Annotated in this window: 29 protein-coding genes; 8 read left to right on the top strand and 21 right to left on the bottom strand. The window is 70.2% G+C overall.

All coding sequences use genetic code 11. From position 1 onward, the window contains the following. Nucleotides 1-14: 14 nt before the first annotated feature. On the bottom strand, nt 15-494 hold the full coding sequence (locus tag L3N39_RS04545) for an RNA pyrophosphohydrolase (protein ID WP_237256104.1): 480 nt from the start codon (nt 492-494) through the stop codon (nt 15-17). A 190-nt stretch (nt 495-684) separates the two neighbouring features. On the opposite strand from L3N39_RS04545, the gene L3N39_RS04540 reads away from it, so the two are divergent. Beyond that, nucleotides 685-1,338 carry a histidinol-phosphatase gene (locus L3N39_RS04540; RefSeq protein WP_237256103.1) on the top strand — a complete coding sequence of 218 codons (654 nt, stop codon included), beginning with the start codon at nt 685-687 and terminating at the stop codon, nt 1,336-1,338. Between the two features lie 6 nt (nt 1,339-1,344). Here the strand turns inward: L3N39_RS04540 and L3N39_RS04535 are convergent, their stop codons facing one another. Both L3N39_RS04535 and ilvA read right to left on the bottom strand, forming a co-directional pair. Further along, complete coding sequence (locus tag L3N39_RS04535) at nt 1,345-1,785, bottom strand: DUF2269 family protein (RefSeq protein ID WP_237256102.1); 441 nt, start codon at nt 1,783-1,785, stop codon at nt 1,345-1,347. 19 nt (nt 1,786-1,804) lie between these two features. Next, on the bottom strand, nt 1,805-3,319 hold the full coding sequence (gene ilvA / locus L3N39_RS04530) for a threonine ammonia-lyase, biosynthetic (protein ID WP_237256101.1): 1,515 nt from the start codon (nt 3,317-3,319) through the stop codon (nt 1,805-1,807). A gap of 160 nt (nt 3,320-3,479) precedes the next feature. Here ilvA and rpiA point away from each other — a divergent pair, with 160 nt between their 5' ends. Further along, nucleotides 3,480-4,151: a ribose-5-phosphate isomerase RpiA gene (gene rpiA, locus L3N39_RS04525; RefSeq protein ID WP_237256100.1), complete on the top strand. Its 672-nt coding sequence runs from the start codon at nt 3,480-3,482 to the stop codon at nt 4,149-4,151. A gap of 65 nt (nt 4,152-4,216) precedes the next feature. Continuing rightward, nucleotides 4,217-4,564, top strand: a complete 348-nt coding sequence (locus L3N39_RS04520) for a YegP family protein (protein ID WP_237256099.1) — start codon at nt 4,217-4,219, stop codon at nt 4,562-4,564. Nucleotides 4,565-4,577: 13 nt separating this feature from the next. Here the strand turns inward: L3N39_RS04520 and L3N39_RS04515 are convergent, their stop codons facing one another. From L3N39_RS04515 to L3N39_RS04505, 3 genes are all read right to left on the bottom strand, one after another. Continuing rightward, the gene (locus L3N39_RS04515) at nt 4,578-5,501 is read right to left on the bottom strand and encodes an SdiA-regulated domain-containing protein (RefSeq protein WP_237256098.1); all 924 of its coding nucleotides are present in this window, start codon (nt 5,499-5,501) and stop codon (nt 4,578-4,580) included. Between the two features lie 101 nt (nt 5,502-5,602). Then, entirely contained in the window at nt 5,603-6,268 is a 666-nt protein-coding gene (locus L3N39_RS04510) for a fumarylacetoacetate hydrolase family protein (RefSeq protein ID WP_237256097.1), read from the bottom strand. Nucleotides 6,269-6,357: 89 nt separating this feature from the next. Continuing rightward, a complete protein-coding gene (locus L3N39_RS04505; RefSeq protein WP_237256096.1) occupies nt 6,358-7,752 on the bottom strand; it encodes an FAD-binding oxidoreductase in 1,395 nt (464 codons plus the stop codon). Between the two features lie 198 nt (nt 7,753-7,950). Between L3N39_RS04505 and serA the strand changes: the two genes are divergently transcribed. Next, a complete protein-coding gene (gene serA, locus L3N39_RS04500) occupies nt 7,951-9,180 on the top strand; it encodes a phosphoglycerate dehydrogenase (protein ID WP_237256095.1) in 1,230 nt (409 codons plus the stop codon). Nucleotides 9,181-9,238: 58 nt separating this feature from the next. On the opposite strand, the gene L3N39_RS04495 is transcribed toward serA, so the two are convergent. Further along, nucleotides 9,239-9,559, bottom strand: a complete 321-nt coding sequence (locus L3N39_RS04495) for a hypothetical protein (RefSeq protein WP_237256094.1) — start codon at nt 9,557-9,559, stop codon at nt 9,239-9,241. A 64-nt stretch (nt 9,560-9,623) separates the two neighbouring features. After that, nucleotides 9,624-11,318, bottom strand: a complete 1,695-nt coding sequence (locus L3N39_RS04490; protein WP_237256093.1) for an OPT/YSL family transporter — start codon at nt 11,316-11,318, stop codon at nt 9,624-9,626. Nucleotides 11,319-11,476: 158 nt separating this feature from the next. Here L3N39_RS04490 and L3N39_RS04485 point away from each other — a divergent pair, with 158 nt between their 5' ends. Both L3N39_RS04485 and L3N39_RS04480 read left to right on the top strand, forming a co-directional pair. Then, nucleotides 11,477-12,142, top strand: a complete 666-nt coding sequence (locus L3N39_RS04485; RefSeq protein ID WP_237256092.1) for a helix-turn-helix transcriptional regulator — start codon at nt 11,477-11,479, stop codon at nt 12,140-12,142. A gap of 116 nt (nt 12,143-12,258) precedes the next feature. Then, the gene (locus tag L3N39_RS04480; RefSeq protein ID WP_237256091.1) at nt 12,259-12,726 is read left to right on the top strand and encodes a curlin; all 468 of its coding nucleotides are present in this window, start codon (nt 12,259-12,261) and stop codon (nt 12,724-12,726) included. A gap of 41 nt (nt 12,727-12,767) precedes the next feature. Here the strand turns inward: L3N39_RS04480 and L3N39_RS04475 are convergent, their stop codons facing one another. The 11 genes from L3N39_RS04475 to L3N39_RS04425 all read right to left on the bottom strand — a co-directional run bounded on the left by L3N39_RS04475 (nt 12,768) and on the right by L3N39_RS04425 (nt 23,138). Beyond that, complete coding sequence (locus tag L3N39_RS04475) at nt 12,768-13,919, bottom strand: acyltransferase family protein (protein WP_237256090.1); 1,152 nt, start codon at nt 13,917-13,919, stop codon at nt 12,768-12,770. Nucleotides 13,920-14,069: 150 nt separating this feature from the next. Next, complete coding sequence (locus L3N39_RS04470; RefSeq protein ID WP_237256089.1) at nt 14,070-15,722, bottom strand: proton-conducting transporter transmembrane domain-containing protein; 1,653 nt, start codon at nt 15,720-15,722, stop codon at nt 14,070-14,072. Then, entirely contained in the window at nt 15,719-17,215 is a 1,497-nt protein-coding gene (locus tag L3N39_RS04465; protein WP_237256088.1) for a complex I subunit 5 family protein, read from the bottom strand. Before L3N39_RS04465 ends, L3N39_RS04470 begins: the two co-directional genes overlap by 4 nt. After that, nucleotides 17,212-18,636, bottom strand: coding sequence for a proton-conducting transporter transmembrane domain-containing protein (locus L3N39_RS04460; protein ID WP_237256087.1), 1,425 nt, complete (start codon nt 18,634-18,636; stop codon nt 17,212-17,214). The genes L3N39_RS04465 and L3N39_RS04460 overlap by 4 nt, the downstream gene beginning before the upstream one ends. Beyond that, a complete protein-coding gene (locus tag L3N39_RS04455) occupies nt 18,633-18,911 on the bottom strand; it encodes an NADH-quinone oxidoreductase subunit K (RefSeq protein ID WP_237256086.1) in 279 nt (92 codons plus the stop codon). Before L3N39_RS04455 ends, L3N39_RS04460 begins: the two co-directional genes overlap by 4 nt. After that, a complete protein-coding gene (locus L3N39_RS04450) occupies nt 18,908-19,816 on the bottom strand; it encodes a hydrogenase subunit MbhD domain-containing protein (protein ID WP_237256085.1) in 909 nt (302 codons plus the stop codon). The genes L3N39_RS04455 and L3N39_RS04450 overlap by 4 nt, the downstream gene beginning before the upstream one ends. Next, nucleotides 19,809-20,099: a cation:proton antiporter gene (locus tag L3N39_RS04445; protein WP_237256084.1), complete on the bottom strand. Its 291-nt coding sequence runs from the start codon at nt 20,097-20,099 to the stop codon at nt 19,809-19,811. Before L3N39_RS04445 ends, L3N39_RS04450 begins: the two co-directional genes overlap by 8 nt. Next, nucleotides 20,092-20,343, bottom strand: coding sequence for an MrpF/PhaF family protein (locus L3N39_RS04440; RefSeq protein WP_237256083.1), 252 nt, complete (start codon nt 20,341-20,343; stop codon nt 20,092-20,094). The genes L3N39_RS04445 and L3N39_RS04440 overlap by 8 nt, the downstream gene beginning before the upstream one ends. Continuing rightward, nucleotides 20,340-20,828: a Na+/H+ antiporter subunit E gene (locus L3N39_RS04435; RefSeq protein WP_237256082.1), complete on the bottom strand. Its 489-nt coding sequence runs from the start codon at nt 20,826-20,828 to the stop codon at nt 20,340-20,342. Before L3N39_RS04435 ends, L3N39_RS04440 begins: the two co-directional genes overlap by 4 nt. Before the next feature lie 169 nt (nt 20,829-20,997). Further along, a complete protein-coding gene (locus L3N39_RS04430; protein WP_237256081.1) occupies nt 20,998-22,566 on the bottom strand; it encodes a GMC family oxidoreductase in 1,569 nt (522 codons plus the stop codon). 11 nt (nt 22,567-22,577) lie between these two features. Then, entirely contained in the window at nt 22,578-23,138 is a 561-nt protein-coding gene (locus L3N39_RS04425; protein ID WP_237256080.1) for a tat (twin-arginine translocation) pathway signal sequence, read from the bottom strand. A gap of 226 nt (nt 23,139-23,364) precedes the next feature. Between L3N39_RS04425 and L3N39_RS04420 the strand changes: the two genes are divergently transcribed. Next, nucleotides 23,365-23,694, top strand: coding sequence for a ribbon-helix-helix domain-containing protein (locus L3N39_RS04420; RefSeq protein WP_237256079.1), 330 nt, complete (start codon nt 23,365-23,367; stop codon nt 23,692-23,694). A 96-nt stretch (nt 23,695-23,790) separates the two neighbouring features. Continuing rightward, nucleotides 23,791-24,321 (top strand): lactoylglutathione lyase, encoded by a 531-nt coding sequence (gene gloA / locus L3N39_RS04415; RefSeq protein WP_237256078.1) that lies wholly within the window; start codon nt 23,791-23,793, stop codon nt 24,319-24,321. Nucleotides 24,322-24,357: 36 nt separating this feature from the next. Here the strand turns inward: gloA and L3N39_RS04410 are convergent, their stop codons facing one another. Together L3N39_RS04410 and L3N39_RS04405 are read right to left on the bottom strand one after the other, a co-directional pair. Further along, entirely contained in the window at nt 24,358-25,011 is a 654-nt protein-coding gene (locus tag L3N39_RS04410) for a dienelactone hydrolase family protein (RefSeq protein ID WP_237256077.1), read from the bottom strand. Then, nucleotides 25,008-25,676 (bottom strand): phosphoribosyltransferase, encoded by a 669-nt coding sequence (locus L3N39_RS04405; RefSeq protein WP_237256076.1) that lies wholly within the window; start codon nt 25,674-25,676, stop codon nt 25,008-25,010. Before L3N39_RS04405 ends, L3N39_RS04410 begins: the two co-directional genes overlap by 4 nt. Nucleotides 25,677-25,784: the final 108 nt, after the last annotated feature.

Raw genomic sequence — 25,784 nt, 5'->3', positions numbered from 1 at the left:
AGGCTTTCTCCCCTTCAGTCCCGCACCGGCAGGCGCGGAGCCAGTTCCTTGAGTGCGCGACGGTAGACCTCGCGCTTGAAGGTGACCACCTGTCCCAGCGGGTACCAGTAGCTGACCCAACGCCAGCCATCGAACTCCGGCTTGCCGGTCAGGTCCATGCGGACCCGGTCCTCGGCGCCGACCAGGCGCAGCAGGAACCACTTCTGCTTCTGCCCGATGCACAGCGGCTGGCTGTGGGTGCGTACCAGGCGCTGCGGCAGGCGATAGCGCAACCAACCGCGGGTGCAGGCGAGGATGTCGACATCCTGCTCCTCGAGCCCGACCTCTTCGTTGAGTTCGCGGTACAGCGCCTGCTCGGGCGTCTCCTGGGCATTGATGCCGCCCTGGGGGAACTGCCAGGCGTCCTGATTGATCCGCCGGGCCCAGAGGACCTGGCCGACATCATTGGTCAGGATGATACCGACATTCGGGCGGAAACCATCGGAATCGATCACGACTAGCAACCTCGAAAACGCAATTCGCCGCATTGTTCCACAAAACCGACACGAGCCGAAAGCGCGGCAAGCGGCCAGTTCCGGCCCGCCTGGCACGCCGGCCGGAGGCTCGCCGGCAGCGTGTCACCTGGCCGCCGGACAGTTCCGTTATGCTTGGCGCCTTCCTTCACCACGACCGAGGTTTCCCACCGTGCGCTTGGCTCTTTTCGACCTGGACAACACCCTGCTGGCCGGCGACAGCGATCATGCCTGGGGCGAGTTCCTCTGCCAGCGCGGCCTGGTGGATGCCGACCACTACCGGGCGCGCAACGACGCCTTCTATCAGGACTACCTCGACGGCAGCCTCGACGTGCACGCCTACCAGAACTTCTGCCAGGAACTGCTGGGCCGCAGCGAGATGGCACAGCTCGAGCGCTGGCACGCCGAGTTCATGCGCGAGCACATCGAGCCCATCGTGCTGGCCAAGGGCGAGGCGCTGGTGCGCCAGCACCTGGATGCCGGCGACCGGGTAGTGATCATCACCGCGACCAACCGCTTCATCACCGGGCCGATCGCCGCGCGACTGGGCGTCGACACCCTGCTGGCGACCGAGTGCGAGACGGTCGACGGCCGCTATACCGGCCGGCTGACCGACATCCCGTGCTTCCAGGAGGGCAAGGTGGCACGCATCGAACGCTGGCTGGCGGAGAACGAGCAGACGCTCGACGGCAGCTACTTCTACAGCGACTCGCGCAACGACCTGCCGCTGCTCGAGCGCGTCAGCCATCCGGTGGCGGTCGACCCCGACCCGACCCTGCGGCGCATCGCCGAGGAGCGCGGCTGGCGGGTCATCTCGCTGCGCTGAGGCGGATCAGGCCGGCTTGGCGCCCATCAGCGCCATGATCGCCAGCAGCACGAGCAGCACCAGCAAGGCATAGGCACCGGCGAACCGCAGCAGGCGGGCCGGTGCCGGCGCCTCGCCCAGCGCCTGCCAGGCGGCCAGGCGACCGGCCAGCAGCAGGCCGAGGGGAATCAGCGCCAGGAACAGCACGGAACTGGCCAGCAGCCAGAGCTGGCCCAGCGGCCAGCCGGCCAGGTGCACCAGCCACCAGCCGCTGACCGGCAGCGACAGGCCGAGCAGGGCCAGCAGCGGCAGCGACAGCCGGCGGGTACGGCCAAGCTTGCGCTGCAGCGCGGCGGCGTCGGCGCCGCGCCCGGCCTTCCACAACATGAACAGGTGCGCCAGCAGGCCGAGCACCAGCAGCACCGCGGCGGCGCCATGGGCAATGCGGATCAGCAGGTAGGGTTCCATCGGTCTTCCTCGTCGACGCTCAGCCCAGGAACAGCCGGTAGGCCGGGTTGTCGCTCTCGTCCCAGTAGCGGTAGCCGATCTTGTCCAGCGCCGCCGGCACCAGGTGACGCTCCTCGGCCGGCACCTGCAGCCCGGCGACCACCCGCCCGTCCGCCGCGCCGTGGTTGCGGTAATGGAACATCGAGATGTTCCAGCGCCCGCCGAGCTTGTTGAGGAAGTTGAACAGCGCGCCCGGGCGTTCGGGAAACTCGAAGCGCAGCACCATCTCGTCGCTGACCCCGGCCGCATGCCCGCCGACCATGTGCCGGATGTGCAGCTTGGCCAGCTCGTTGTCGGTCAGGTCGAGCACCGGGAAGCCCTTGTCGCGCAGGCCCTCGACCAGCGCCGCGCGCGGGTCGTTCTCCGGGTGGGTCTGCACGCCGACGAAGATGTGCGCCTCGCGATCGGTGTGGTAGCGGTAGTTGAACTCGGTGATCTGGCGCTTGCCGATCGCCTCGCAGAAGGCCTTGAAGCTGCCCGGCTGCTCCGGGATGGTGACGGCGATGATCGCCTCGCGCTTCTCGCCCAGTTCGGCGCGCTCGGCGACGTGGCGCAGGCGGTCGAAGTTGATGTTGGCACCCGAATCGATGCCCACCAGCACCTGGCCGCTGGCGCCGTCGCGCTCGACGTACTTCTTGATCCCCGCCACCGCCAGGGCACCGGCCGGCTCGGTGATCGAGCGGGTATCGTCGTAGATGTCCTTGATCGCCGCGCAGATCTCGTCGGTGCTGACGGTGATCACCTCGTCGACGTAGCGCTTGCAGACATCGAAGGTATGCTGGCCGATCTGCGCCACCGCCACGCCGTCGGCGAACAGCCCGACCTGCTCGAGCACCACCCGCTCGCCGGCCGCCATGGCCGCCTGCAGGCAGTTCGAATCGTCCGGCTCGACGCCGATCACCCGGGTCTGCGGATAGAGGTATTTCACGTAGGCGGCGATGCCCGCCACCAGCCCGCCACCTCCCACGGGAACGAAGATCGCATCGATCGGCCCCTGGTGCTGACGGAGGATTTCCATCGCCACGGTGCCCTGCCCGGCGATCACGTCGGGATCGTCATAGGGATGGATATAGACGTAGCCCTTCTCGTCCACCAGCTTCAGCGAATAGGCCAGCGCCTCGGGGAAGGCATCGCCATGCAGCACCACCTTGCCGCCACGGGCGCGCACGCCCTGCACCTTCAGCTCCGGCGTGGTGCGCGGCATGACGATGGTCGCCTTGATCCCCAACTGCCTGGCCGCCAGCGCCACGCCCTGGGCATGGTTGCCGGCCGAGGCGGTGACCACGCCGCGCGCCAGTTCCTCGGGCGACAGCTGGGCCAGCTTGTTGTAGGCGCCACGAATCTTGAAGGAGAACACCGGCTGCAGGTCTTCGCGCTTGAGCAGGACCTGGTTGCCGAGGCGCTCGGACAGCTGGCGGGCCGGTTGCAGCGGGGTTTCCTCGGCGACGTCGTAGACGCGCGAGGTGAGGATTTTCTTGACGTACTGTTCGAGCATCGTGGCGGTCTTGGCGGGTGGGCGGGTGTTGCGGGCAAGCGCCGAGTCTACCCCGCGCCCGACCCGACGACCACCGGCAATCCCGCCGGCCCGCGGCGCAACATGGGGCGCCGGCGCGCGGCTATAATTGCCGGCCCGTCACCTGCCCCGGATTTACCCGATGACCCAGGATCAGCTCAAGCAGGCCGTCGCCCAGGCCGCCGTCGACCTTATCGTTCCGCAGCTCACCGACCGCAGCATCGTCGGCGTCGGCACCGGCTCGACCGCCAATTTCTTCATCGACCTGCTGGCCCAGCACAAGGGCTTCTTCGATGGCGCCGTAGCCAGCTCCGAGGCCACCGCCGAACGCCTGAAGAAGCACGGCATCCCGGTCTACGACCTGAACAACGTCGCCGAGCTGGAGTTCTACGTCGACGGTGCCGACGAAGCCAACAAGCACCTGGAGCTGATCAAGGGCGGCGGCGCCGCACTGACCCGCGAGAAGATCGTCGCCGCGGTGGCCGAGACCTTCATCTGCATCGCCGATGCCAGCAAGCTGGTCGAACAGCTCGGCGCCTTCCCGTTGCCGGTGGAGGTGATCCCCATGGCGCGCAGCCATGTCGCCCGCGAGCTGGTCAAGCTCGGCGGCGACCCGGTCTACCGCGAGGGCGTGGTCACCGACAACGGCAACGTGATCCTCGACGTGCACAACGTGGCGATCGGCTTCGCGCCGGAGGTCGAGGCGAAGATCAACAACATCGTCGGCGTGGTCACCAATGGCCTGTTCGCCGCGCGCCCGGCCGACGTCCTGCTGCTGGGCACCGACAGCGGCGTGCAAAAGCTCGCGCGCTGAAGCGCAGCGGCTACGCTTGTGATGAGCCGCGCCGCCCGGGCGCGGACCATCACAGGAGGTGTGCCATGTCCGGCAAGTTCCAGCTGAAGAAAGCCAGCAACGGGCAATTCCACTTCAACCTGCTGGCCGGCAACGGCCAGGTCATCCTTTCCAGCGAGCAGTACAAGGCCCATGCCTCGGCGCTGAACGGCATCGAGTCGGTACGCAAGAATGCCGTGCGCGAGGGCGCCTTCGAGGTCAAGCAGGCCAGCAACGGCAAGCACTACTTCGTGCTCAAGGCCACCAACGGCCAGGTGGTCGGCCAGAGCCAGATGTACGCCAGCCTGGCCAGCGCCGAACAGGGCTGCGACTCGGTGCGCCGGCATGCGCCGGACGCGGCACTGGCCGACGAGAGCCTGGCCGCCGCCTCCTGAGCCGCGGGCAGGATCAACGGGGCTCCGGCGCCTCGCTCCGGCGCCGGAACACATAGAAGCGGTTCGGCTCGCCGACCACGTAGATGGTGCCGTCGGCGTCCATCGCCACGCCCTCGGCCTGGTCGATGCCCTGCACCAGACCGTTGAGACCGCCGAACAGGCTCATGAAGCTGCGCGGCCGGCCCTGCAGGTCCAGCTCGACCAGCAGCCGCGATTCGTCGGACAGCATCAGCGTGTGCCCACTGCGCGGGTCGATGGTCACCGAGGAAATATCGCGCACCAGCAGCGGCTGGCGCGGCAGGGGCTCGAGCGCCCCGACCGCACCGTCCTCGCCAGGGAACGGCAGTTCGAACAGTCCCTGCGGGTCGCGCTCCTTGGCCAGCAGCAGGCGCTGGCTGAGCGGGTTCCAGGCCAGCCCCTCGAAGCCCTTGTTGCCGGCATCGGCGAAGCCCAGGTCGTAGCTCGGCAGATCGGCCAGCTCGAGGCGCTCGGTGTCCGGCGTCACGCGAAACACCGTGACCTGGCGACGGCGCTCGTCGACCACCGCCATGCGTCCGTCGCCGAGCGCCTCGACACCTTCCGGATCGGCGAAGCCGACCAGCTCGATGCTGCGCAGCACCACGCCGGCGGGGCTGAATTCCACCAGCTTGGGGTGCTGCCCGGTGACGGTGAACAGCGTGCCGGTCAACGGGTTCCAGGTCAGCCCGGAAGTCTCGTCATCGGCCAGCCCGGCCAGCTCGGTCTCCAGCGCCAGCTCATAGTCCGGCAGCCAGATGCTCGCCGCGCGCGCCTCGGCCGGCACGCTGCGCTCCTGCCAGAGCAGCAGCAGCTGGTCGTCCCAGTGCAGCAGCCGGGCGCAGAGCAGCAGCACCGCGAGCAGGGCGACGAGGGTCACCCAGGCGAACTGTCGCCAGGAACGCTTGAACAGGGAAGGCATGTCAGGATCCGTCGGGCCAGGGCGAGGGATTACAGCACGCCCGACCGACCGGCGGAACTCGGCAGACGCACCTGCCGGCCAGGGGCCGGCAGGCGGCAGGGTCAGAGCACGCGGCTCTCGAAGCGCGACAGGCCGACCAGTTCCAGCAGCAGCTCATCGCCCTGGTTGAGCGGGCCGACACCGGCGGGCGTGCCGGTCAGCACCACGTCACCCGGCTGCAGGCTGAAGTGGCCGGCGATATGCCGGATCAGCGGGACGATGGCGTTGAGCATCTGGCTGCTGTTGCCGTCCTGGCGCAGCTCGCCGTTGAGCGTCAGGCGGATGCCGATATCGCCCAGGTCCTCGATCGCATCACCGGGTACGAAGGGAGCCAGCACGCAGGCGCCGTCGAAGCTCTTGGCGATCTCCCACGGGTGGCCCTTTTCCTTGAGCCTGGCCTGCACGTCGCGCAGGGTCAGGTCTAGCGCCGGGGCGAAGCCGGAGATGGCATCGCGGATCTCCTCCTCGCCCGGCTGGCGCGACAGCGGCTTGCCGATCAGCACGGCAATCTCCGCCTCGTAGTGCACCGCGCCGCGCTCGCGCGGGATGGCGAAGCCGCCGGCCAGCGGCACGGCGCAGCTGCCCGGCTTGATGAACAGCAGCGGCTCGCTGGGCACCGGATTGTTCAGCTCCTTGGCATGCTCGGCGTAGTTGCGCCCGATGCAGACCACCTTGCCCAGCGGGTAGTGAATCGGCGTACCGTCGGTGTACTGATGCTTGTAGTTCATGGCAGTCCTCGGCCGTGGGTGGCAGGCGCCCGGCGCCGCCATCAGGTAGCTGTCGGGGCTGGCGCGCGAGGGCGCGCCCAGCCGACGGATCAGAGAGAGAAGATCTTCCCGGGGTTCATGATGCCGTTCGGGTCGAACGCCGCCTTGACCGCCTTCATGTAGGCGATCTCGGCCGGCGAGCGGCTGTATTCCAGGTAGTCGCGCTTGGTCATGCCGACGCCGTGCTCGGCGCTGATCGAGCCGTTGTACTTCTGCACCGTCTCGAACACCCACTTGTTCACCGCGGCGCACTTGCCGAAGAACTCCTCCCTCGACAGCGCCTCGGGCTTGAGGATGTTCAGGTGCAGGTTGCCGTCGCCGATGTGCCCGTACCAGAGCACCTCGAAGTCGGGGTAGTTGCTGCTGACGATGGCGTCGATGTCGGCGAGGAAGGCCGGCACCTTGCTGACGGTGACCGAGATGTCGTTCTTGTATGGCGTGTAGTGGGCGATGGTCTCGGAGATGAACTCGCGCAGCTTCCACAGGTTCTGCAACTGCTGGTCGCTCTGGCTCATCACCCCGTCGATCACCCAGCCTTCGTTGACGCAGTGCTCGAAGGTCGCCAGCGCCTGCTCGGCGCGCTCCTCGGTGGTGGCCTCGAACTCCAGCAGCGCGTAGAACGGCGCACGGGTCTCGAACGGCGCCGGCACGTCGCCGCGGGCGAGGATCTTGTCCAGGCACTTGTCGGAGAAGAACTCGAAGGCGGTCAGGTCCATCTTGTCCTGGAAGGCGTGCAGCACCGGCATGATCGAATCGAAGTCCGGCGTCCCCAGCACCATCGCCGTGAGTTTGGTCGGCTGGCGCTCCAGGCGCATGGTCGCCTCGACGACGAAGCCCAGGGTGCCCTCGGCGCCGATGAACAGCTGGCGCAGGTCGTAGCCGGTGGCGTTCTTGACCAGGTCCTTGTTCAGCTCGAGCAGGTCGCCCTTGCCGGTGACGACCTTCAGGCCGGCGACCCAGTTGCGCGTCATGCCGTAGCGGATCACCTTGATGCCGCCGGCGTTGGTGCCGATGTTGCCGCCGAGCTGGCTGGAGCCGGCCGAGGCGAAGTCCACCGGGTAGTACAGGCCCTTGTCCTCGGCGAACTGCTGCAGCTGCGCGGTGACCACGCCCGGCTGGCAGACCACGGTGCGGTCGGTGGCGTTGAAGTCGAGGATCTGGTTCATGTAGTCGAAGGCCACCACCACCTCGCCATTGGCCGCCACCGCGGCGGCGGAGAGCCCGGTGCGACCGCCCGACGGCACCAGCGCGACCTTGTGCTGGTTGGCCCAGCGCACGATGGCCTGGACCTGCTCGATACTCTTGGGAAAGACGATGGCCGACGGCGCCGGCGCGAATTGCTTGGTCCAGTCCTTGCCGTAGGTAGTCAGCGAATCGGCATCGGTCAGCACTTTGCCAGGCTCGACCAGGGTCTTCAGCTCATCGATCAGGGCGAGATCGGTCATCACGGGAACTCTCATACGATTCATGGTCACCCTGAGTACGCTTCAGCTCAGGAGGTGGGGTGTTTCGGGGGGCTCGTATGCTAGCATACGCACCCTTTTCAAACGTGCCTCGGCAGACTCCCGGCACCGGCAAGCCCGGGTCGGTCAGCCTTCGCTGGACACTTCGTCCTCTCTTTCGGCCCTAAGGTTTAAACGCAGATGAGCCAGACCTCTCTCGACAAGAGCAAGATCAAGTTCCTTCTTCTCGAAGGCGTGCACCAGAACGCTGTCGACACCCTGAAGGCGGCCGGCTACACCAACATCGAGTACCTCAAGACCGCGCTGTCCGGCGACGAGCTGAAGGAAAAGATCGCCGACGCCCACTTCATCGGCATCCGCTCGCGCACCCAGCTCACCGAGGAAGTCTTCGACTGCGCCAAGAAGCTGATCGCCGTCGGCTGCTTCTGCATCGGCACCAACCAGGTCGACCTCAACGCCGCCCGCGAGCGTGGCATCGCGGTGTTCAACGCGCCCTACTCCAACACCCGCTCGGTGGCCGAGCTGGTGCTGGCCGAAGCCATCCTGCTCTTGCGCGGCATCCCCGAGAAGAACGCCTCCTGCCACCGCGGCGGCTGGATCAAGTCGGCGGCCAACTCCTTCGAGATCCGCGGCAAGAAGCTCGGCATCATCGGCTACGGCTCCATCGGCACCCAGCTCTCGGTGCTGGCCGAGGCGCTCGGCATGCAGGTCTACTTCTACGACGTGGTGACCAAGCTGCCGCTGGGCAACGCCACCCAGGTCGGCTCGCTGTACGACCTGCTGGGCATGTGCGACATCGTCTCGCTGCACGTGCCGGAGCTGCCGTCCACCCAGTGGATGATCGGCGAGAAGGAAATCCGCGCGATGAAGAAGGGCGGCATCCTGATCAACGCCGCGCGTGGCACCGTGGTCGAGCTGGACCACCTGGCCGACGCGATCAAGGACGAGCACCTGATCGGCGCCGCCATCGACGTGTTCCCCGTCGAGCCGAAGTCCAACGACGAGGAGTTCGCCAGCCCGCTGCGTGGCCTGGACCGCGTGATCCTGACCCCGCACATCGGCGGCTCCACCGCCGAGGCGCAGGCCAACATCGGCCTGGAAGTCGCCGAGAAGCTGGTCAAGTACAGCGACAACGGCACCTCGGTGTCCTCGGTCAACTTCCCGGAAGTCGCCCTGCCGTCGCACCCCGGCAAGCACCGCCTGCTGCACATCCACCGCAACATCCCCGGCGTGATGAGCGAGATCAACAAGGTGTTCGCCGACAACGGCATCAACATCTGCGGCCAGTTCCTGCAGACCAACGACAAGGTCGGCTACGTCGTCATCGACGTGGACAAGGAATACTCCGACCTCGCGCTGGAGAAGCTGCAGCACGTCAACGGCACCATCCGCAGCCGCGTGCTGTTCTGACCGCCACGCGCTGCTGCGAAGAAGGGAGGCCTCGGCCTCCCTTCTTCGTTTGTGCGGCTCAGTAGGCGCCGCGGGCGCCGCCTTCACCGCCGGTGCCGCTGGTGCCCGGCTCGGCCGGCGGGCTGCCGTCGGCGCCCTGCTCGACCTCCGGCTGCGAGCCGTCGCCGCCGGTGCCACGGGTGTCGGTCGAGCCGCCGCCCTGGGCCGAACCCTGGGCCGCACTGCCGAAGCCCTTGCCGCTCATGTCGTTGCCGCGGGCCTCGGGCTGCTCGGACTGCGCCGCCGCCGGCTCGGCGTTCCGCTGCTCCTGCTCGCCAGCGAAGACGGCCGCCGGCAGGCACAGGGACAGGCTCAGTGCCGCGATCTTGCTCCAGTTCATTGCGCGTCTCCTTCGAGGGGTGCGGAAAATTAGAGCGCCGCGCGCGGCATAAGGTTGCATCGCGTCAGCGCAGCAGCTGCAGCAACGCCGCACCGACCCCGGCCATGCTCTCGCCGGCCACCAGCCCGGCTGCCGCCACCACCACGAAGCGCTCGGCCAGCCCCGGCGCGCGCCGTGCCAGCAGCCAGGCGAGCAGCGCGCCCAGGCTCATCAGCAGCGACACCGAGGCCGGGATGACGAAGGCTAGGCCCAGCGCCGCCGAACTCGGCAGCCGCCGCAGCCAGGTGGCCGGCAGTAGCGCCTCGAGCAGCCCCAGCAGCAGGCCGACCGCCGCACCGGCGAGCATCGCCAGGCGCGTCTCGTTGGCGAGCGCATCGAGCCCGCCGCCGAGCGCCTCGGCCACGGCCTTCCAGGTCGCCACCGCCGGTGCCGGCCAATCGGGCGTGACCAGCACGCTCGGCGAGGGAATCAGCAGCCCGTAGACCAGCACCCCGACCAGGCTGCCGAGCGCGATGCCCAGGCACTGCGCCACAGCCTGGCGCCCGGGCGAGGCGTCGATCAGATGGCCGACCTTGAAGTCGTTGAGCAGGTCCGTGCATTGGCCGGCGGTGTTGGCGCTCATCAGGTTGACCGTCATCTGCCCCGGCGCCAGCACGCCGAAACCGAGCTGCGACAGCTGGCCCATGGCGCCGATCGGCGGAATGCCGGTGCTGCCGACCACCCGCGCAGCGACGCTCGCCAGCAGCAGCGCCAGCGGAATCGACAGCAGCGCCAGCCACCAGCGGATACCGAGCAGGCCGACCTGCAGCAGCACCACCAGCAGCACCGCCAGTGCCAGGCCGAGCAGCGGCAGGCGGGCGAACGCCGGGCGCGGCGCGCCGGTCACGCGACGCTCGCGCAGAAGACGCACGGCCAGGCCGGTGAGGGTCGCGCTGACCATCAGGCTCACCCCCGGCCAGAGCAGCCATTCCACCAGCGCGGCGAACTGCGGGCCGCTGGCACCGGCGGCGAGCGCCACCCGGCCGCTGGCCAGCAGCCAGGGCGCCAGCACGCCCCAGGCCAGCAGCGCGCCAAGCAGCAGCGACAGGCCGACACGCAGGCCGACGATGCCGCCGAAGCCGAGCAGCAGGAACGACGGCTCGAGCTGGAAGGTCAGCCGCTCCAGTTGCGCGCTCGGCGCCCAGCGCGGCAGCGTCCACCAGAGCGCATCGGCCAGCTTGGCCGCCGCCGCCAGCACCGCGCTGGCGCCGAGCACCGCCAGCCGGCGCCCGGCCTCGGCGCCATGGGCGTAGATCTGCTCCAGCGTGGCCAGGGTCGCCATGCCCTCGGGAAAGCGCAGCCCGGCGCCGACGATCAATGCCGGCCGCAGGTACCAGGCCACCCAGACGCCGAGGAAGGACACCGAGAAGACCCAGGCCATCAGCGCGGCGTCGGGCAGCGTCTGGCCGCTGAGCAAGCTGTAGGCGGGAATCGGCGCGACCAACCCGGCCGAGGCGATCGACGCGCAGGCCGAGGCCGTCGTCTGGCTGATGTTGCTCTCGTGCAGTGTCCAGCGCGGCCGGCCCAGCGCCGCGGCCACGCCCTGCCAGAAGGCATAGCCGACCAGCAGAGCGATGATCGACATGTTGAACGACCAGCCGATCTTCAGCCCCGAGTAGATATTCGCCGGCACCAGCAGCGCGCCCAGCAGCAGGCCGGTGAGCAGTGCGCGCAGGCTGAGCTCGCGGGTCTTGACGGTGTCGGCCTGGAACGGAAGCATGCTCCAACCCTAGCGCCATCCGTCGGCTTTGCGAAGCTATCGCGTCCGATTGCCGCCGAATCGCAGCTTTTTCGTCGGCATCCTGAACTTCGTAGCCTGCTACGGGTCGGTTAGTGACTTCGTCACTTTCTCTTTAAGCCCGACTCTAGGTACCGGACATGGATGCGGATCTGACCCGGGGCGAAACCTCTGCCGGCGGCAGAGTCACCCTATTGACCCACAACGAGCTGCTGGGGCTCTTCTTCCGCCGTTTTCTCGACGAGCAGGCCCAGCTGAAGGTCGCCCTGGCCAGCTTGGCCGAGACGCCGGCGACGGTCGGCGGCGACCTGATCCTGGTCGATGCTGGCCAGAGCGAAACCGGCCAGCTGTCATCGCTGATCGAGCGCATCGACGGCAAGCAGCCGATCGCCCTGGTGAACATCGTGCCGGAACAGGCCATGACCCTCGTCGACCGCCACCCGTGGATTCGCGGGGTGTTCTACCCCCAGGCCACGCCCGAGCACCTGCTCAGCGGCATCCGCACCCTGCTGGCTGGCGGCGACTGGCTGCCGCGCATGCTGATGGAGCGCCTGCTCGGCCAGTTGCGACGCATGCGCCAGCTGGCCGAGAGCAAGGCCAGCCTGACCCTGCGCGAACGGGAGATCCTCAGCCTGGCCAGCAAGGGCCTGTCCAACGCCGAGATTGCCGAGCGGCTGTGCCTGAGCCCGCACACCATCAAGAGCCACATCCACAACCTGCTGCGCAAGATCGGCGCTTCCAACCGCGCCGAGGCCGCCTACCTGCTGCGCAGCCGGCTGGACTGGGCCGAGCCCTGCAAGGCCTGAGCCGCGCCTGATTAATCCTGCGTCGGCGCCTGGCGCGGGGGCTTTCCATCCTTCGATGGATGGCAGGCCGCACCGCGCTGGCGAAGAATCGGCCGATCCCGTCCGGAGCGCGCGCCATGAACCGCCGTATCCTCGCCCCGCTGGCGCTGGCCGCGCTGCTGGCCTCAACCGCCCTGCCGGCCGCCGACCTGCTCGACAACGGCGACCTCGCCGGCCCGCCCGCCGACCTTGCCGCCGGCAGCGACCCTCTGGCCGGCCAGGCCGCCTGGGTCCTGCAGCGTGGCAATGACAACCACGCCCTGCTCGACCAGCGTGGCCAGTGGCTGCGCGGGCGCATCCTGCAGCACGGCGCCGCGCAGGAGGCGCTGATCCTGCAGCAGGGCAGCGGGCTGGAGGCGCTGATCAGCCAGGCCGGCTACGGCAACCGCGCCGAGATCGTCCAGCTCGGCAACGCCAGCAGCGCCCACATCGAGCAGCGGGGCAACCACAACCAGGCACGCCTCGAGCAGCACGGCGACGGCCTCGACGGCGCGATCATCCAGCGCGGCTCGGGGCTGGACATCCAGCTCATCCAGCGGCGCTGAACCCGACCGCCAGGCTCACCCGCGTCGCGCGTTGCGGACGCTCAGGCCCGCGACAGCCGTGGCGACCGGCCCTGGCTCAGGCGCCGGCCGAGGGCGATGCCGCGCAGCTCGACCACTTGGTAGGTCAGCGTCGACACCGCCAGCACCGCGGCCAGCAGCGTCAAGGTCAGCAGCCCGTCGCTGAGCGGCTCGCCGGTGCTGATGTAGCGCATGATCTGGTGGCTGCGGGGGTCCTCGAGGATCAGCGTGAACTCGCCGCCGAGCAGGCGCGAGAGCACGATGGCCACGCTGGTGAAGACGAACAGCACCGCCGCGTGGGTCAGGTAGATGGAGAACGACAGCTCACCCAGGCGCTTGAACGGGCGCAGGCGCAGCAGTCCGGAGACCATGCCGCGCTCGAAGGCGAAGACCAGGATCACGCCGCAGAACAGCAGGCTGGCCAGCAGCCCCTTGTGCGGCAGCTCGGCGGTGATCACCCGGTAGACCAGCAGCAGGCAGAGGATCTCCAGCAGGTCGAAGAAGCGCTCGTCGCGCAGCGCCTCGACCACTGCGCGGATGCGCTGGTAGACCCGGTAGACCAGCACGCCGGCGAAGAAGCAGGCCCCGCCGCGCCAGATGAAGGCCAGCATCGGCTGCGGCTCGACCGCCAGCACCGCCGCGCTGGCCAGCGCCAGGGCCGCGAAGATGCGCACGCTGTGCCGCGGCACCAGCAGCAGCACCAGGCCGAACGCCAGGTACAGGTAGTACTCGATGCTGATGCTCCAGGCCGGCGTGTTGAACGACAGGCTTTCGGTCCACGGCAGCCAGGACTGCAGCAGCAGCGCATTGGGCAGGATCTCGTGCGGCGCGGTCTTGCCGCTGAAGGCCGGGTCGTTGAAGGTGAAGCCATGGTGCTGGGCCAGCAGCTTGCCGCACTCGAGGAGGATGAACACCGCCAGCATCACCAGGTGCAGCGGCATCAACCGGAACGTGCGGGTGATGACGAAGCGGCGCAGCAGTTCGAGGGTGAACGGCCGGTTGCCGTAGGCATGGCAGAGCACGAAACCGCTGAGGACGAAGAAGAACTCGACGAACAGGTCCGCATGGCGGAAGAACGCCAGCTCGGAAAAGCTCTGCAGGATCTGCGTGTGGAACAGCACCACCGCCATCGCGCAAAGCCCACGAAAGCTGTCCAGCACATCGAAGCGTTGCATCCTTTCACCTCCCTGTTGCCTGGCATCCCGGGTGGACCTGTGCGCAAGGCAGGCGCCTGGCCATCACGAAAAATAGGAGCGGGTCCGGGTCAGAAAAGTTCTGTAACAAGATCGCGGGCAGACGACCGGCTCGCCCGACCAGCCAGCCGCCTACCAGAACCAGCCGAGCCAGAGCAGCGCGGCCAGCAGCCAGGCGCTCAGCGGCAGCGGGTCCAGCCGCCAGAGGCGGTTCCAGCGCCGTTCCCGCGCGCGCCAGCGCGGCCGGTCCGGGCGCCAGGCGGGCTCGGGCAGCGGCGGCCGGCGCAGCAGCCGGGTCACCGCCAGCGAGGCCCGCAGCGCCGGGTTCGGCAGGCGTGCCAGCCGTGCCGGCACACGCCAGCGCCGGCGCACGGCCAGCCCGGCGAGCACGGCGGCCAGCAACAGCGGCCAGAGCGCCGCCCACAGCCCGTGCCCAGCGAGGCCTGCCAACAGCGGCTCGCGCAGCGGCGCCCAGGCCCAGGGCCACAGCAGCGGCGCCAGCGACAGCAGCGCCCAGGGCCACCAGCAGGCCAGCGGCGGCCTCTGCGCTGGCGCCTCGCGCTGGTCGGCGCGCAGCAGCCAGAGCGCACGCAGCAGCAGGACGGCCGTGGCGCAGCTGGCCAGCGCCAGCCACGGCGCCCAGGCGGCGAAGGCGCTGGCGTGCCAGGCCTCCTTGAGCAGGTATTTCACCGCCGCGCCGCTGCTCAGCGGCGCCCCCATCAGCGCCAGCGCCGGCAGCCACAGCAGCGGCCAGGCCAGGCGTGGCAGGCGATGCTCGTGGGCCAGGCCGGCGCCGAGGAACAGCGCGCCCTTGGCCAGCCCGTGGTGCACACCGAACAGCGGCAGCAGCGTGCCGAGCGCCGCCGAACCGCCCTCGCCGGCCCAGGCCAGCGCCAGGATCATCAGCAGCCAGCCCATCTGGCTGACCGATGACCAGGCCAGCACCGCCTTGGTCTTGCCGGCGCACAGCCCCAGCAGCGCGGCATACAGCGCGCCGAACAGGCCCACGGCGAGCAGCGGCGCGCTCCATTGCAGCAGCGTCGGATCGGCCGGCGGCAGGCAGCGCCAGAGGCCGAGCACCCCGGCCTTGAGCATCGCCCCGGAGAGCACCGCACTGGCCGGCGCCGGCGCCGCCGGATGCGCCAGCGGCAGCCACACGTGCAGCGGCCAGAAGCCGGCCTTCAGGCCGAGGCCGGCGAGCAGCAGGGCCAGGGTCAGGTGGTCGACCGGCTGCGTCTGCCAGCTGGCGAAGTCGAAGGCGAGGCCGCTGGCATGGCTGCGCAGCAGCAGGCCGGCGAGCAACAGCATCTCGCCGAAGATCGCCAGTTGCAGGTAGAGCCGCCCGGCGCGCCGCGGGGCCGGCCCGCCGTGGTGCACGATCAGCCCGTAGGCCGCCAGGCTCATGGCGCTGAAGCCGAGATAGAAGCTCAGCGCGTCGGTGGCGACGATTAGCAGCAGGTTGCCGGCCAGCGCCAGCTGCCAGCACATCCAGAAGCGCAAGCCATGGGCCGTGCCGGCCAGGCTGCGGCTGCCGAACGCCGTCGCAGAGCCCCAGAGCACGGCGGCAAAGGCCAGCCAGGCGCGGGTCAGCGGGTCGCCCGCGCCCCAGCGGATACCCTCCCACAACCAGGGCAGTTCCAGCGCCGGCGGTGGCTGCAACGCCGCCAGCAGCGCCGGCAGGCAGGCCAGCCACAACCAGGGCAGCAGCCGCTGGCCCAGCACCGGCAGCAGGGCCGCGGCCAGCAGCGGGGCGAACGGCGCCAGCAACCAGAGCCAGGCGCTCACAGGGCGAACTCCCGCTCGACGATCAACTGGCTCCAGCCCAGCGGGCTCAGCCCGGTGGCCGCCAGCAGGCCGACCAGCAGCGACAGCAGCGCGGTGAGCAGCGCCGGCAGCAGGAGCATCCAGTGGGTCTCCAGGCGTCGCCCGGCCCAGCGGTTCTCGTGCCAGTCGGCCGGCTCGGCGAACCAGCCGCGCCAGAGCAGCGGCAGGAAGTAGCCGGCATTCAGCAGCGCCGAGCCGAGCAGCACAAGCACCACCCAGTCCTGCCCGACCTCGAGGGCGCCGAGGCCCAGCGTCCACTTGCTGATGAAGCCGGCGATCGGCGGGATGCCGATCATGCCCAGCGCGCCGACGGTGAAGGCCGCCATGGTCCAGGGCATGCGCCGACCGACGCCATCCATCTCGCGGATGCGGTGGATACCCAGGGTTTCGGCGAAGTTGCCCGCGCAATAGAACAGCGTGACCTTCATCAGCCCCTGGTGCACCAGGTGCACCAACCCGCCCACCGCGGCGATCGGCCCGAGCAGCGCCACGCCCAGGGTCACGTAGGAGACCTGGCTGATGGTCGAGTAGGCCAGGCGCTTCTTCAGCTCCTGCTGCTGCAAGGCGCGCAGCGAGCCGTAGAGGATGGTGGCCGCGGCCAGCCAGAGCAGCGGCCTGGTGAGATCCAGCCGGGTCAGCGCTTCGGCACCAAAGACGTCATAGACCACCCGCACGATACCGAACGCCCCCGCCTTCACCACCGCCACCGCATGCAGCAGCGCGCTGACCGGCGCCGGCGCGACCATCGCCTGCGGCAGCCAGCCGTGCAGCGGGATCAGCGCGGCCTTCACCCCAAGCCCGAGGATCAGCAGGACGAAGGCCACGCGCAGCGCCACCTCGTGCTCACCGACCTCGTCGAGCAGGTAGCCGGCGGCCTGGAAGTCCGGCGTGCCGGCCAGGCTGTGCAGCAGCGCCACGCCCATCAGCACCAGGCTGCCGCCGCCCACGGTGTAGGCCAGGTAGACGCGCCCGGCGGCCAGCGCCTCCGGCGTGCCGCGGTGCACCACCAGCGGGAAGGTGGCCAGGGTCAGCAGCTCGTAGAACAGCAGGAAGCTGACCAGGTTGCCGGCCAGGGCGATGCCCACGGTGGCGCTGACGCACAGGCTGAAATAGCCGAAGAAGCGCGAACGCAGCGGCGAGCGTTCCAGGTAGCCGATGGCATAGACGGTCGTCGCCGCCCACAGCAGCGAGGACAGCGCGACGAACAGCAGCGACAGCGCATCGCCCTGCAGCACCAGCGGCGCGCCCGGCAGCAGCGGCAGCTCGAAGCGGTACTCGGCGCCCTGGCTGACGCCGTAGAGCATCAGCCCCACCAGCATCAGCTTGAGCGTCACGCCGAGCAGGTTGAGCGTCACCCGCAGGCGCTGCTGGTCCTCGCGCAGGGTGAAGATCACCAGCCCCGGCAGCAGCGAGCTGAGCACGATGCCCAGCGGCAACAGGCCCTGCCAGTTCATCGGCCGAGCCCTCCCAGCCAGAGCAGCAGCGGCTCGCTGATCAGCGCCAGCCCCCAGACCAGCAGCGCCGGCAGCAGCGCCAGCCATTGCGCCAGACGATCGGGGCGGATGCTCGGCGGGTTCGGCCGCGCGCGGTCGAAGCCGTGGGCCACCACGCGGAACACATAGGCCGCCGACAGCAGCGTGCCGAGCAGGATGCCCAGCGCCCATGGCCAGTGGCGCGGCTCGGCCAGCAGCGGCTGCAGCAGCAGCCACTTGGCCAGGAAGCCGCCGCTGGGCGGCAGGCCGATCAGACTGCCGCCGGCCACCGCGAACGCGGTCAGCGCCACCGGCAGGTTCTGGCTGGCACCCTTGATGCCCTTGACCCGCCGGCTGCCGAGGATGCTCTTCAGCTCGCCGGCAGCGAGGAACATCGACACCTTGGCCAGCCCGTGGGCCAGCACGAACAGCCACAGCGCGGCATGCAGGCGCGGCTCCTGCAGGTGCAGCAACAGGCCCAGGGCGAGCAGCGCGTAGCCCAGCTGCGCCACCGTCGAAAAGGCCACCAGCGACTTGAGCAGCGGCGCGCGCAACGCCGACCAGCCACCGGCGGCCAGCGCCAGCACGCCGGCCAGGGCGAACGGCGGGCCCGCCGCCTGGCCCAGCGCCGGCGGGGCGATCTCGCTCCACAGCAGCCAGAGGATGTACAGCGGCCCCTTGACCACCAGCGCCGAGAGCAGCGCGCTGACCGCCGTCGGCGCCGCCGCGTGGGCCGGCGGCAGCCACAGGTGCAGCGGCCACAGCGCCGCCTTGAGCATCAGCCCCAGGCTGGCCAGCAGCAGGGCCATGGCGGTGGCCCGGTCGGGCTCGGCGGCGGCGGCCAGCAGCGGGATATCCAGCGTGCCGTAGCGCCCGTAGAGCAGCGCCACGCCGAGCAGGTAGGCCAGCGAGCCGGCCAGCGACAGCAGCAGGTAGTTCAGCGCCGGGCGCCAGGCCCTGCGCCCGGCCAGGGCGACCAGCGCCACCGCGCACAGCGCCAGCAGCTCGAGGGTGACGTAGAGGTTGAACAGGTCCGCCGACAGCCACAGCGCGGCCAGCGCCGCCTGCAGCAGGCAGGACAGCGGCCAGTAGTCCGGATTGCCGGCGGCATGCGCGATGCGCGAGGCATAGAGCGCCACCAGCAGCTGCAGGGTGGCGCTGAACAGCAGCAGCAGCGCCGCCAGCGGGGTCAGCCGCAGGCGGATCGCCAGGCCCTCAGCCCAGCCGCCGACGAGCAGCTGCTGGTCGCCCTGGGCCATGGCCTGCTGCAGCGCCAGCGCCGCCGCCAGCACGCCCAGCGCGGCGACCGCCACCACCCAGCGCCCGGGCCGTCGCGGGCGCAGCAGCAACAAGCCGAGGCCGGCAGCCAGCGGCAGCAGCAGGCCCGCCAGCGCGGCATTCATGGCTGGTCCCCGCCCTGGGCCAGGCCGTTGACCAGGCGCAGGGCCAGCGCCGTGGCGCTGACCGCCACCACCAGGCCGGTCACCACCAGCGCCACCGGCAGCGGGTCGAGCGGCCGGCTGCGCAGCGCCAGGGCGATCAGCAGCAGGAACACGCCGCTGCCCATCAGGTTCACCGCGATGATGCGCCGCAGCGCCTGGCGCAGGGTAAGCAAACCGTGCAGGCCGAGCAGCCAGAGCGCGAGGCCGGTGAGCATCCACCAGAGACTGGCGTTCATCGCGGCGGCTCCGGCGCATCGCCGATCACCAGCAGCGCCAGGCTGCAGGCGATGGCCAGGGTCGCGGCGGCCTCGATGGCAAGGATCAGCGGCTTGGCCCAGCCCACCGGGTAGCTCAGCCAGCCGCGGCCGAACCAGGCGCACAGCGCGGCGACCGCGACGAACAGCAGCAGCCCGCCGAGCACCGCCAGGCGCAGCGGCCAGTGCCGCCAGCCCAGCGCCGGCAAGGCCTCGGCCAGGCGCAGCAGGACGATGCCGGCGGCCAGTACCGCACCGGCTTGGAACGCACCGCCGGGCGAGGCCGCGCCGCGCCAGAGCACATAGCCGCCGGCCAGCACCAGCAGGGGCGCCAGCGCCGGCCCCCAGGCCTGCAGCAGCGGCCAGGGCCGGCTCAGTTCCAGCCGCGCCGGGCCCAGCTGCCGAGCGCCGATCAGCGCCAGCAGCAGCACGGCGAGCTCGAGCAGGGTGTCCCAGGCGCGGAAGTTGAGCAGCACCGCGGTCACCGGATGGCTCACGCCGCTGTCCGGCACGGCCGCGGCGATCAGCACCGGCAGCGCCGAATGCCCGTCGGCCAGCGGCGCCACGGCATCGCCCAGCAGCCAGAACAGCGGCAGCAGGACGCCCGCCACCGCCAGGCGCTGGCGGCGCGGCAGGCGCGGCTCGCTGCCTTCCAGCGGCTGCCCGGCCAGCGCGGTGAACAGCAGCACGCCGGTCAGCCCGGCGCCGATGGCAGCCTCGGCCAGGGCCAGGTCCGCCGCGCCGAGGCGCGCCCAGACCAGCGCCAGCACCAGGCCGAAGGCGATGAACAGCAGCACCGCGGCGTACAGCTGGCGCGCATGCAGCGCCCCGCCGGCGAGGCCGAGCAGCAGCAGGCCGAGGGTGCCGTCGAGCAGCCAGTCAGCCATCGCCATCCTCCTCGGTCTGGCGCGCCAGCAACTGGCAGGCGACCGCGCCCGAGGCCAGCACCAGCAGCCAGATCAGCAGCATCTGGACGACCTCCAGCAGGCCCTCGGCACGCAGCGCCAGCCCGCAGACCACCAGCCCCAGGCCGAGGGTGTCGGCCTTGGTCAGCGCATGCAGGCGGCTGACCGCATCGGGAAAGCGCAGCAGGCCGAGGCTGCCGGCGGCAAAGAACAGCAGCCCGGCGCCCAGCGGCAGCCAGCTCAGCGCCTGCAGCAGCTCAGCCATGACGACTCCGGCGCAGCAGCTGCACCAGCGCGGCGCTGGCCATGGCCGCGAGCAGGGCCAGCAGCAGCGCCACGTCGCGCAGCGCCGGCTGGCCCTGTTGCTGGGCCAGCACCAGCAGCACGGCGGTGCCGGTGGTGCCGAACAACTGGATCACCAGCAGCCGGTCGACCCGCCCCGGCCCGCGCAGCACGCGCACCAGGCCGATCAGCAGGGTCAGCAGCAGCAGGCCGGCGAACAGGATCATGTGCCGGGCTCCGGCTGCACCAGCGCGGCCAGGCGCCGCTCCAGCGCCTTCACGGTCGGCTGCCAGGGCTGGTGGCTGTCGAGCACGTGCACGCGCAAGGTGTCGCCATCGACCCGCGAGGCCAGGGTGCCCGGCAGCAGGCCGACCAGCGCCGAAAGCAGCAGGCGCACGCGCGGCGAGCCCTCGCCCAGCCGGTAGTCGTGCCATTGCGGGGCGACCCGCCCGCGCGGGCCGAGGGCGCGGCAGGCCACATCCCAGCCGCCCAGCAGCATGTGCCGCAGGAAGAAGGCGAGAAAGCCCGGCAGCGCGCGCCAGCGCAAACGCAGCGGCCGCCGCCCCAGCCGCAGGGCGAGCAGCGTGGCGAGCAACACCGTGGGCAGGCCCAGCAGCCAGCCATCGCCGCCGCTGAACAGCGCCCACAGCGCGGCGCCGGCCAGCAGCCAGCCGAGCGCGTGCAGGCCGGACGGTGAGGAGGAATGCGCCATGTGGATTTCCCGATTCATTGACCTCTTTTGTTTAACAGTCGAGGTCAAGAGTTCGGTGCTGTCCACTCGCGAGCGTTGCAGCAGTTTGCCGCTGCGCCTGGCGGCGGCGCGGGGAAAGCCGCCGCACCCGGCACAGACCGGCGCCGCCGGGCGGCGGCGCCAGGGGCTGTCACACCGCGCGAGTGCGCAACTGCTCGGCGATGTAGTCGGCCTGGCGGATGGCCAGGCTGACGATGGTCAACGTGGGGTTTTCCGCCGCACTGGTGGTGAACTGGCTGCCATCGGAGATGAACAGGTTGGCCACCTCGTGGCTCTGCCCGTAGCCGTTGCAGACCCCGTCGCTCTCCTTCGCGCTCATTCGGCAGCTGCCCAGGTTGTGCGTCGAGGGGAACGGCGGCAGGCGGTGCGTCCTGGTCGCGCCGACCGCCTGGTAGACCGCCTCGCCCTGGCGATAGGCGTGCTCGCGCATGGCCTGGTCGTTGGGGTGGTCGTCGTAGTGCACGTTGGCCACCGGCAGGCCCCAGGCGTCGCGCACCTCGTCGTTGAGGGTGATGCGGTTGGTCGGCCGCGGCATGTCCTCGCCGACGATCCACATGCCGGCCAGGTGCGTGTAGCGGTCCATCACGCTGGCGAAGTCGCGGCCCCAGGCGCCCGGGTCGAAGAACGCCGCCATGAACGGCAGGCCCAGCGACAGCGTCTCCATCTCGTAGCCGCCGGCGAAGCCGCGCTCGGGGCGATGCACCACCTCGTCGCTGATGATCCCGGCCATGATGGTGCCGCGGTAGAAGTGCACCGGCTCGTCGAACTCGGCGAACACCGAGCCGGTGGTGTGGCGCATGTAGTAGCGCCCGACCGTGCCCGAGCCGTTGGCCAGGCCTTGGGGGAACAGGCTCGACTGCGAGTTGAGCAGCATGCGCGGCGTCTCGATGGCGTTGCCGGCCACCGCCACCACCCGCGCCTTCTGCCGCTGCAGCTGGCCGTTGGCGTCGGCGTAGACCACCGCGCTGGCACGACCGCGGGCGTCGTGCTCGATGCGCAGCACCTGCGCCTGGGTACGTAGCTCCAGCTTGCCGGTAGCCTCGGCGGCAGGGATCTCGGTGTACAGCGTCGACCACTTCGCGCCCATCTTGCAGCCCTGGAAGCAGAAGCCCAGCTGCTGGCAACCGGGACGCCCGTGGCGCGGCTGGCTGTTGATCGCCATGCGTCCGGTGGAGCAGTGCTGGTAGCCGAGCTTGGTGGCGCCGTTGTACATCACCTTGAAGTTGTTATTGCCCGGCAGCCCGGGGATGTCGTTGGTGCGGGTCACGCCCATCTTGTCCTCGGCGCGCGCGTAGTACGGCGCGAGGTCTTCGAGGGTCAGCGGCCAGTCGAGCAGGTCGGCGCCGTCGATCGCGCCGTAGGTGTCGCGGGCACGGAACTCGTGCTCCTGCAGGCGCAGGCTGGCACCGGCCCAGTGCGTGGTGGTGCCGCCGACGGTCTTGCAGATCCAGGCCGGCAGGTTGGGGAAGTCACGGGCGATGCGCCAGGAACCGGAGGTGGTGCGCGGGTCGCTCCAGCTCAGCTGGCTGAACGAGGGCCACTCGTCGTTGATGAAGGTCGCCGGGGACTCGCGCTTGCCGGCCTCGAGCAGCACCACCGGCACGCCCTTCTGGCACAGCTCGTTGGCCAGGGTGCCGCCACCGGCACCGGAGCCGATGATTACCACTACCGAATCGTCGTCATACTGATAGGTCGTCATCTGGGGTCACCTCAGGCAAAGGGCTTCGGGCTGGCTTTCACCGGCGGATCGGGAAGCCAGGACAGGTCGTTGAAGCCGCGATGCAGGTAACCGCCCTTGGGGTAGGACGCACCTTCGTAGCCGAAGTGCAGGTAGGCCAGCTCGTTGCTGTACAGCGCCACCACCGCGACGCTGCGCACCTGGGTGAAGAAGGGCTGCCCCTCCATCGCCCCGAGGATCGCCAGCTGGCGCTTCACCTCGGCCGTGCGCCAATCGCCGCCCGCCTCGCGATCGAGCGTGGCGACGCCGCTGGCCAGCAGCTCGGCGACGCCCGGGTCGGCGGCGGCGCGGCTGTCCAGCTCCTTGACCACCAGGGCGTAGACGGCATCTTCCATGCTGTCGTGGGGGTAGAGCCGGCGGACCATGACCAGCAGCCGCTCGGCCTGGTCGCCGCTCAGGCGGGTCAGCGGCAGCGACCAGCTGTGCGTCGGTGCGGCCAGCGCCACCGGGCCGTTGACAAACAGCAGGGTACCCAGCAGCACGCTGCCGGCGCCCTGCAGGAAGCGCCGGCGATTGAGCGTCATCTCGCTCATGGCATGTCTCCTCTTGTTGTTCTTGTGGGCAGGACGGGACGAGTCTGCCTTGGCAGCCATCCTAGGCAGCGCCCGGCGGCGGCGGGTAACACTGGTCTACTACGTTCGGCGGTTGGCGGAGCGTTGCGATACCCGATATGGTCATAACCCCCACAGCCCCGGCCGCCGAGCGCACCGGGCGATCCGCGATCCCGCCAGGACGGCGCAACCGAGCCTCGGAGCCGCTATGTGCAACCTCTACTCCTCCACCGACCCGTCCCTCTACGAGCACCAGACGCGCTCGATCCGCCTGCAGGGCGCGGTGACCAGCGTGCGCCTGGAGCGCGAGTTCTGGTCGATCCTCGAGGAAATTGCCGCCGGCGAGGGCTACGGCGTGCCGCAGTTCATCAACCAACTGTACGGCGAGGTGATCCGCCGGCGTGGCGAGGTCGGCAACCTGGCCTCGATGCTGCGCGTGGTCTGCACCGTGTACCTGACCCACGGCCGCCAGTCGGCACGCACCCTCGAGCTGCTGGCCATCCCCGGCCGCACGCGGCGCAGCGCCGTGCAGGCCTGAACGCCGCCGGTCCGGCGTAGTACCCGGGTGCTACCAGCCGGCCTGCCGCGCCCTCCTAGAATGGCCTGCCTTGCACAGCCCGACGGAGAAAGCGGCATGCCGTTCAATACCGAATACCAGCCAGGCGTCTGCCAACAGCCGGACGCCGAGACCCAGGATTACGTCCTCAACCACACCATGCTGCGGGTCAAGGACCCGGAGCGCTCGCTGGACTTCTACAGCCGCGTGCTGGGCATGCGCCTGCTGCGCCGGCTGGACTTCGAGCAGGCGCGCTTCTCGCTGTACTTCCTGGCCATGACCCGTGGCGAAGCGGTACCCGAGGACGTCGCCGAGCGCCAGCGCTACGCCTTCGGCCGCCAGTCGGTGCTGGAGCTGACTCACAACTGGGGCACCGAGTCCGACGACAGCCAGTACCACAACGGCAACGCCGAGCCGCGCGGCTTCGGCCATATCTGCTTCTCGGTGCCGGACATCGAGCGCGCCTGTGCGCGTTTCGCGCAGCTGGACGTGTCCTTCGTCAAGACGCTGGACAAGGGCATGAAGCACGTCGCCTTCATCCGCGACCCGGACGGCTACTGGATCGAGATCGTCCAGGCCGACCTGCTCGGCGACCTCGGTCGCGCCTGAGCCCACGCCCGGGCGCCAGGCGCGGCACGTCCGCACTCAGCGCGCCAGGTGCGCGACGAACCAGTCGCCGGCGAGCCGCGCCACCTCCTCCAGGGTGCCCGGCTCGTCGAACAGGTGGGTGGCGCCCGCCACCTCCGCCAGCCGGTACGGGCAACGCAGCCGCTCGGCGGCCTCGCGGTTGAGCCGCAGCACCTCGTAGTCGCGCCCGCCGACGATGAACAGCGTCGGCGCACCGACCTGCTCCAGTGCATCGGCCGCCAGGTCCACCCGCCCGCCGCGCGACACCACCGCAGCGACCGCCGCCGGCCGCGCAGCGGCGGCGATCAGCGCCGCGGCGGCACCGGTGCTGGCGCCGAACAGGCCGATGCGCAGCGCGCGCAGGCTGGCGTCCTCCTGCAGCCGGTCGAGCACGCCGGTCAGCCGCTCGCTGAGCAACGGGATGTCGAAGCGCAGCTGGCGGGTGAGCTCGTCGATCGGCTGCTCGGCCAGCGTCAGCAGGTCGAACAGCAGGGTCGCCAGGCCGCGCTCGTTGAAGTACTGCGCCACGCTGCGGTTGCGCGGGCTGTGCCGGCTGCTGCCGCTGCCGTGGACGAACACCACCAGGCCGGCAGCCCCGGCCGGCACGCTGAGATCGCCGTGCAGGCGCACCCTGCCGAGGTTGAACTGCAGCGGCGTGCCATGCGCGCTCATCGCCGCGGCACCGCGCGTTGCCAGGCGCGCTGCAGCAGCCCGATCACCTCGTCGTCGGCGGTCTGCTCGAAGTTCGCGTACCAGCGGCCGATGGCCAGGAGGTCCACCGGCAGGTGCAGGCAGACCACTTCGTCGGCCAGGTCTTCCAGCTGCGCCGCGCTCTCCGGCGCGGCCACCGGCACCGCGACGACGACCCGCGCGGCCCCCAGCGCACGCACGGCCTGTACCGCGGCGCGCATGGTGGCGCCGGTGGCCAGGCCGTCGTCGACCAGGATCACCGCCCGCCCGGCCACCCCGGGGCGCGGCCGCTCACCCCGGTAGGCGCCCTCGCGGCGGTGCAGCTCGGCGGTCTCGGCGGCCACGGTGGCGGCGATGTCGGTCTGCGAGATGTGCATCAGGCGGACGATGTCCTCGTTCATCACCTGCACCCCGCCACTGGCGATGGCGCCCATGGCCAGCTCGCGGTTGCCCGGCGCGCCGAGCTTGCGCACGACGAGGATGTCCAGCTCCAGGCCGAGCCGTTCGGCGACCTCGTAGGCCACCGGCACGCCGCCGCGCGGCAGGGCCAGCACCAGCGCGCCCGGCCAGTCGCCCTGCCGGGCCAGGCGCTCGGCCAGCGCTTGGCCGGCGTAGGTTCGGTCGGGGAAGGGAATGCGCACGGACATGGCGGGCTCCTGGCAAGGCGGGTCGGTCTTCTGAGTCTGGCCCAGGAATGCGCCGCCGTCGGCAAATCCGCGGCACCTTGCCTCACGCCTGGACGAGCTGCACGGCAG

Origin of the sequence: Pseudomonas oligotrophica, assembly GCF_021726475.1 — a bacterium.
Lineage (GTDB): Bacteria > Pseudomonadota > Gammaproteobacteria > Pseudomonadales > Pseudomonadaceae > Stutzerimonas > Stutzerimonas oligotrophica.
Note: the sequence above shows the minus strand (reverse complement) of the source record. Positions and strands in the feature narration are given on the sequence as shown.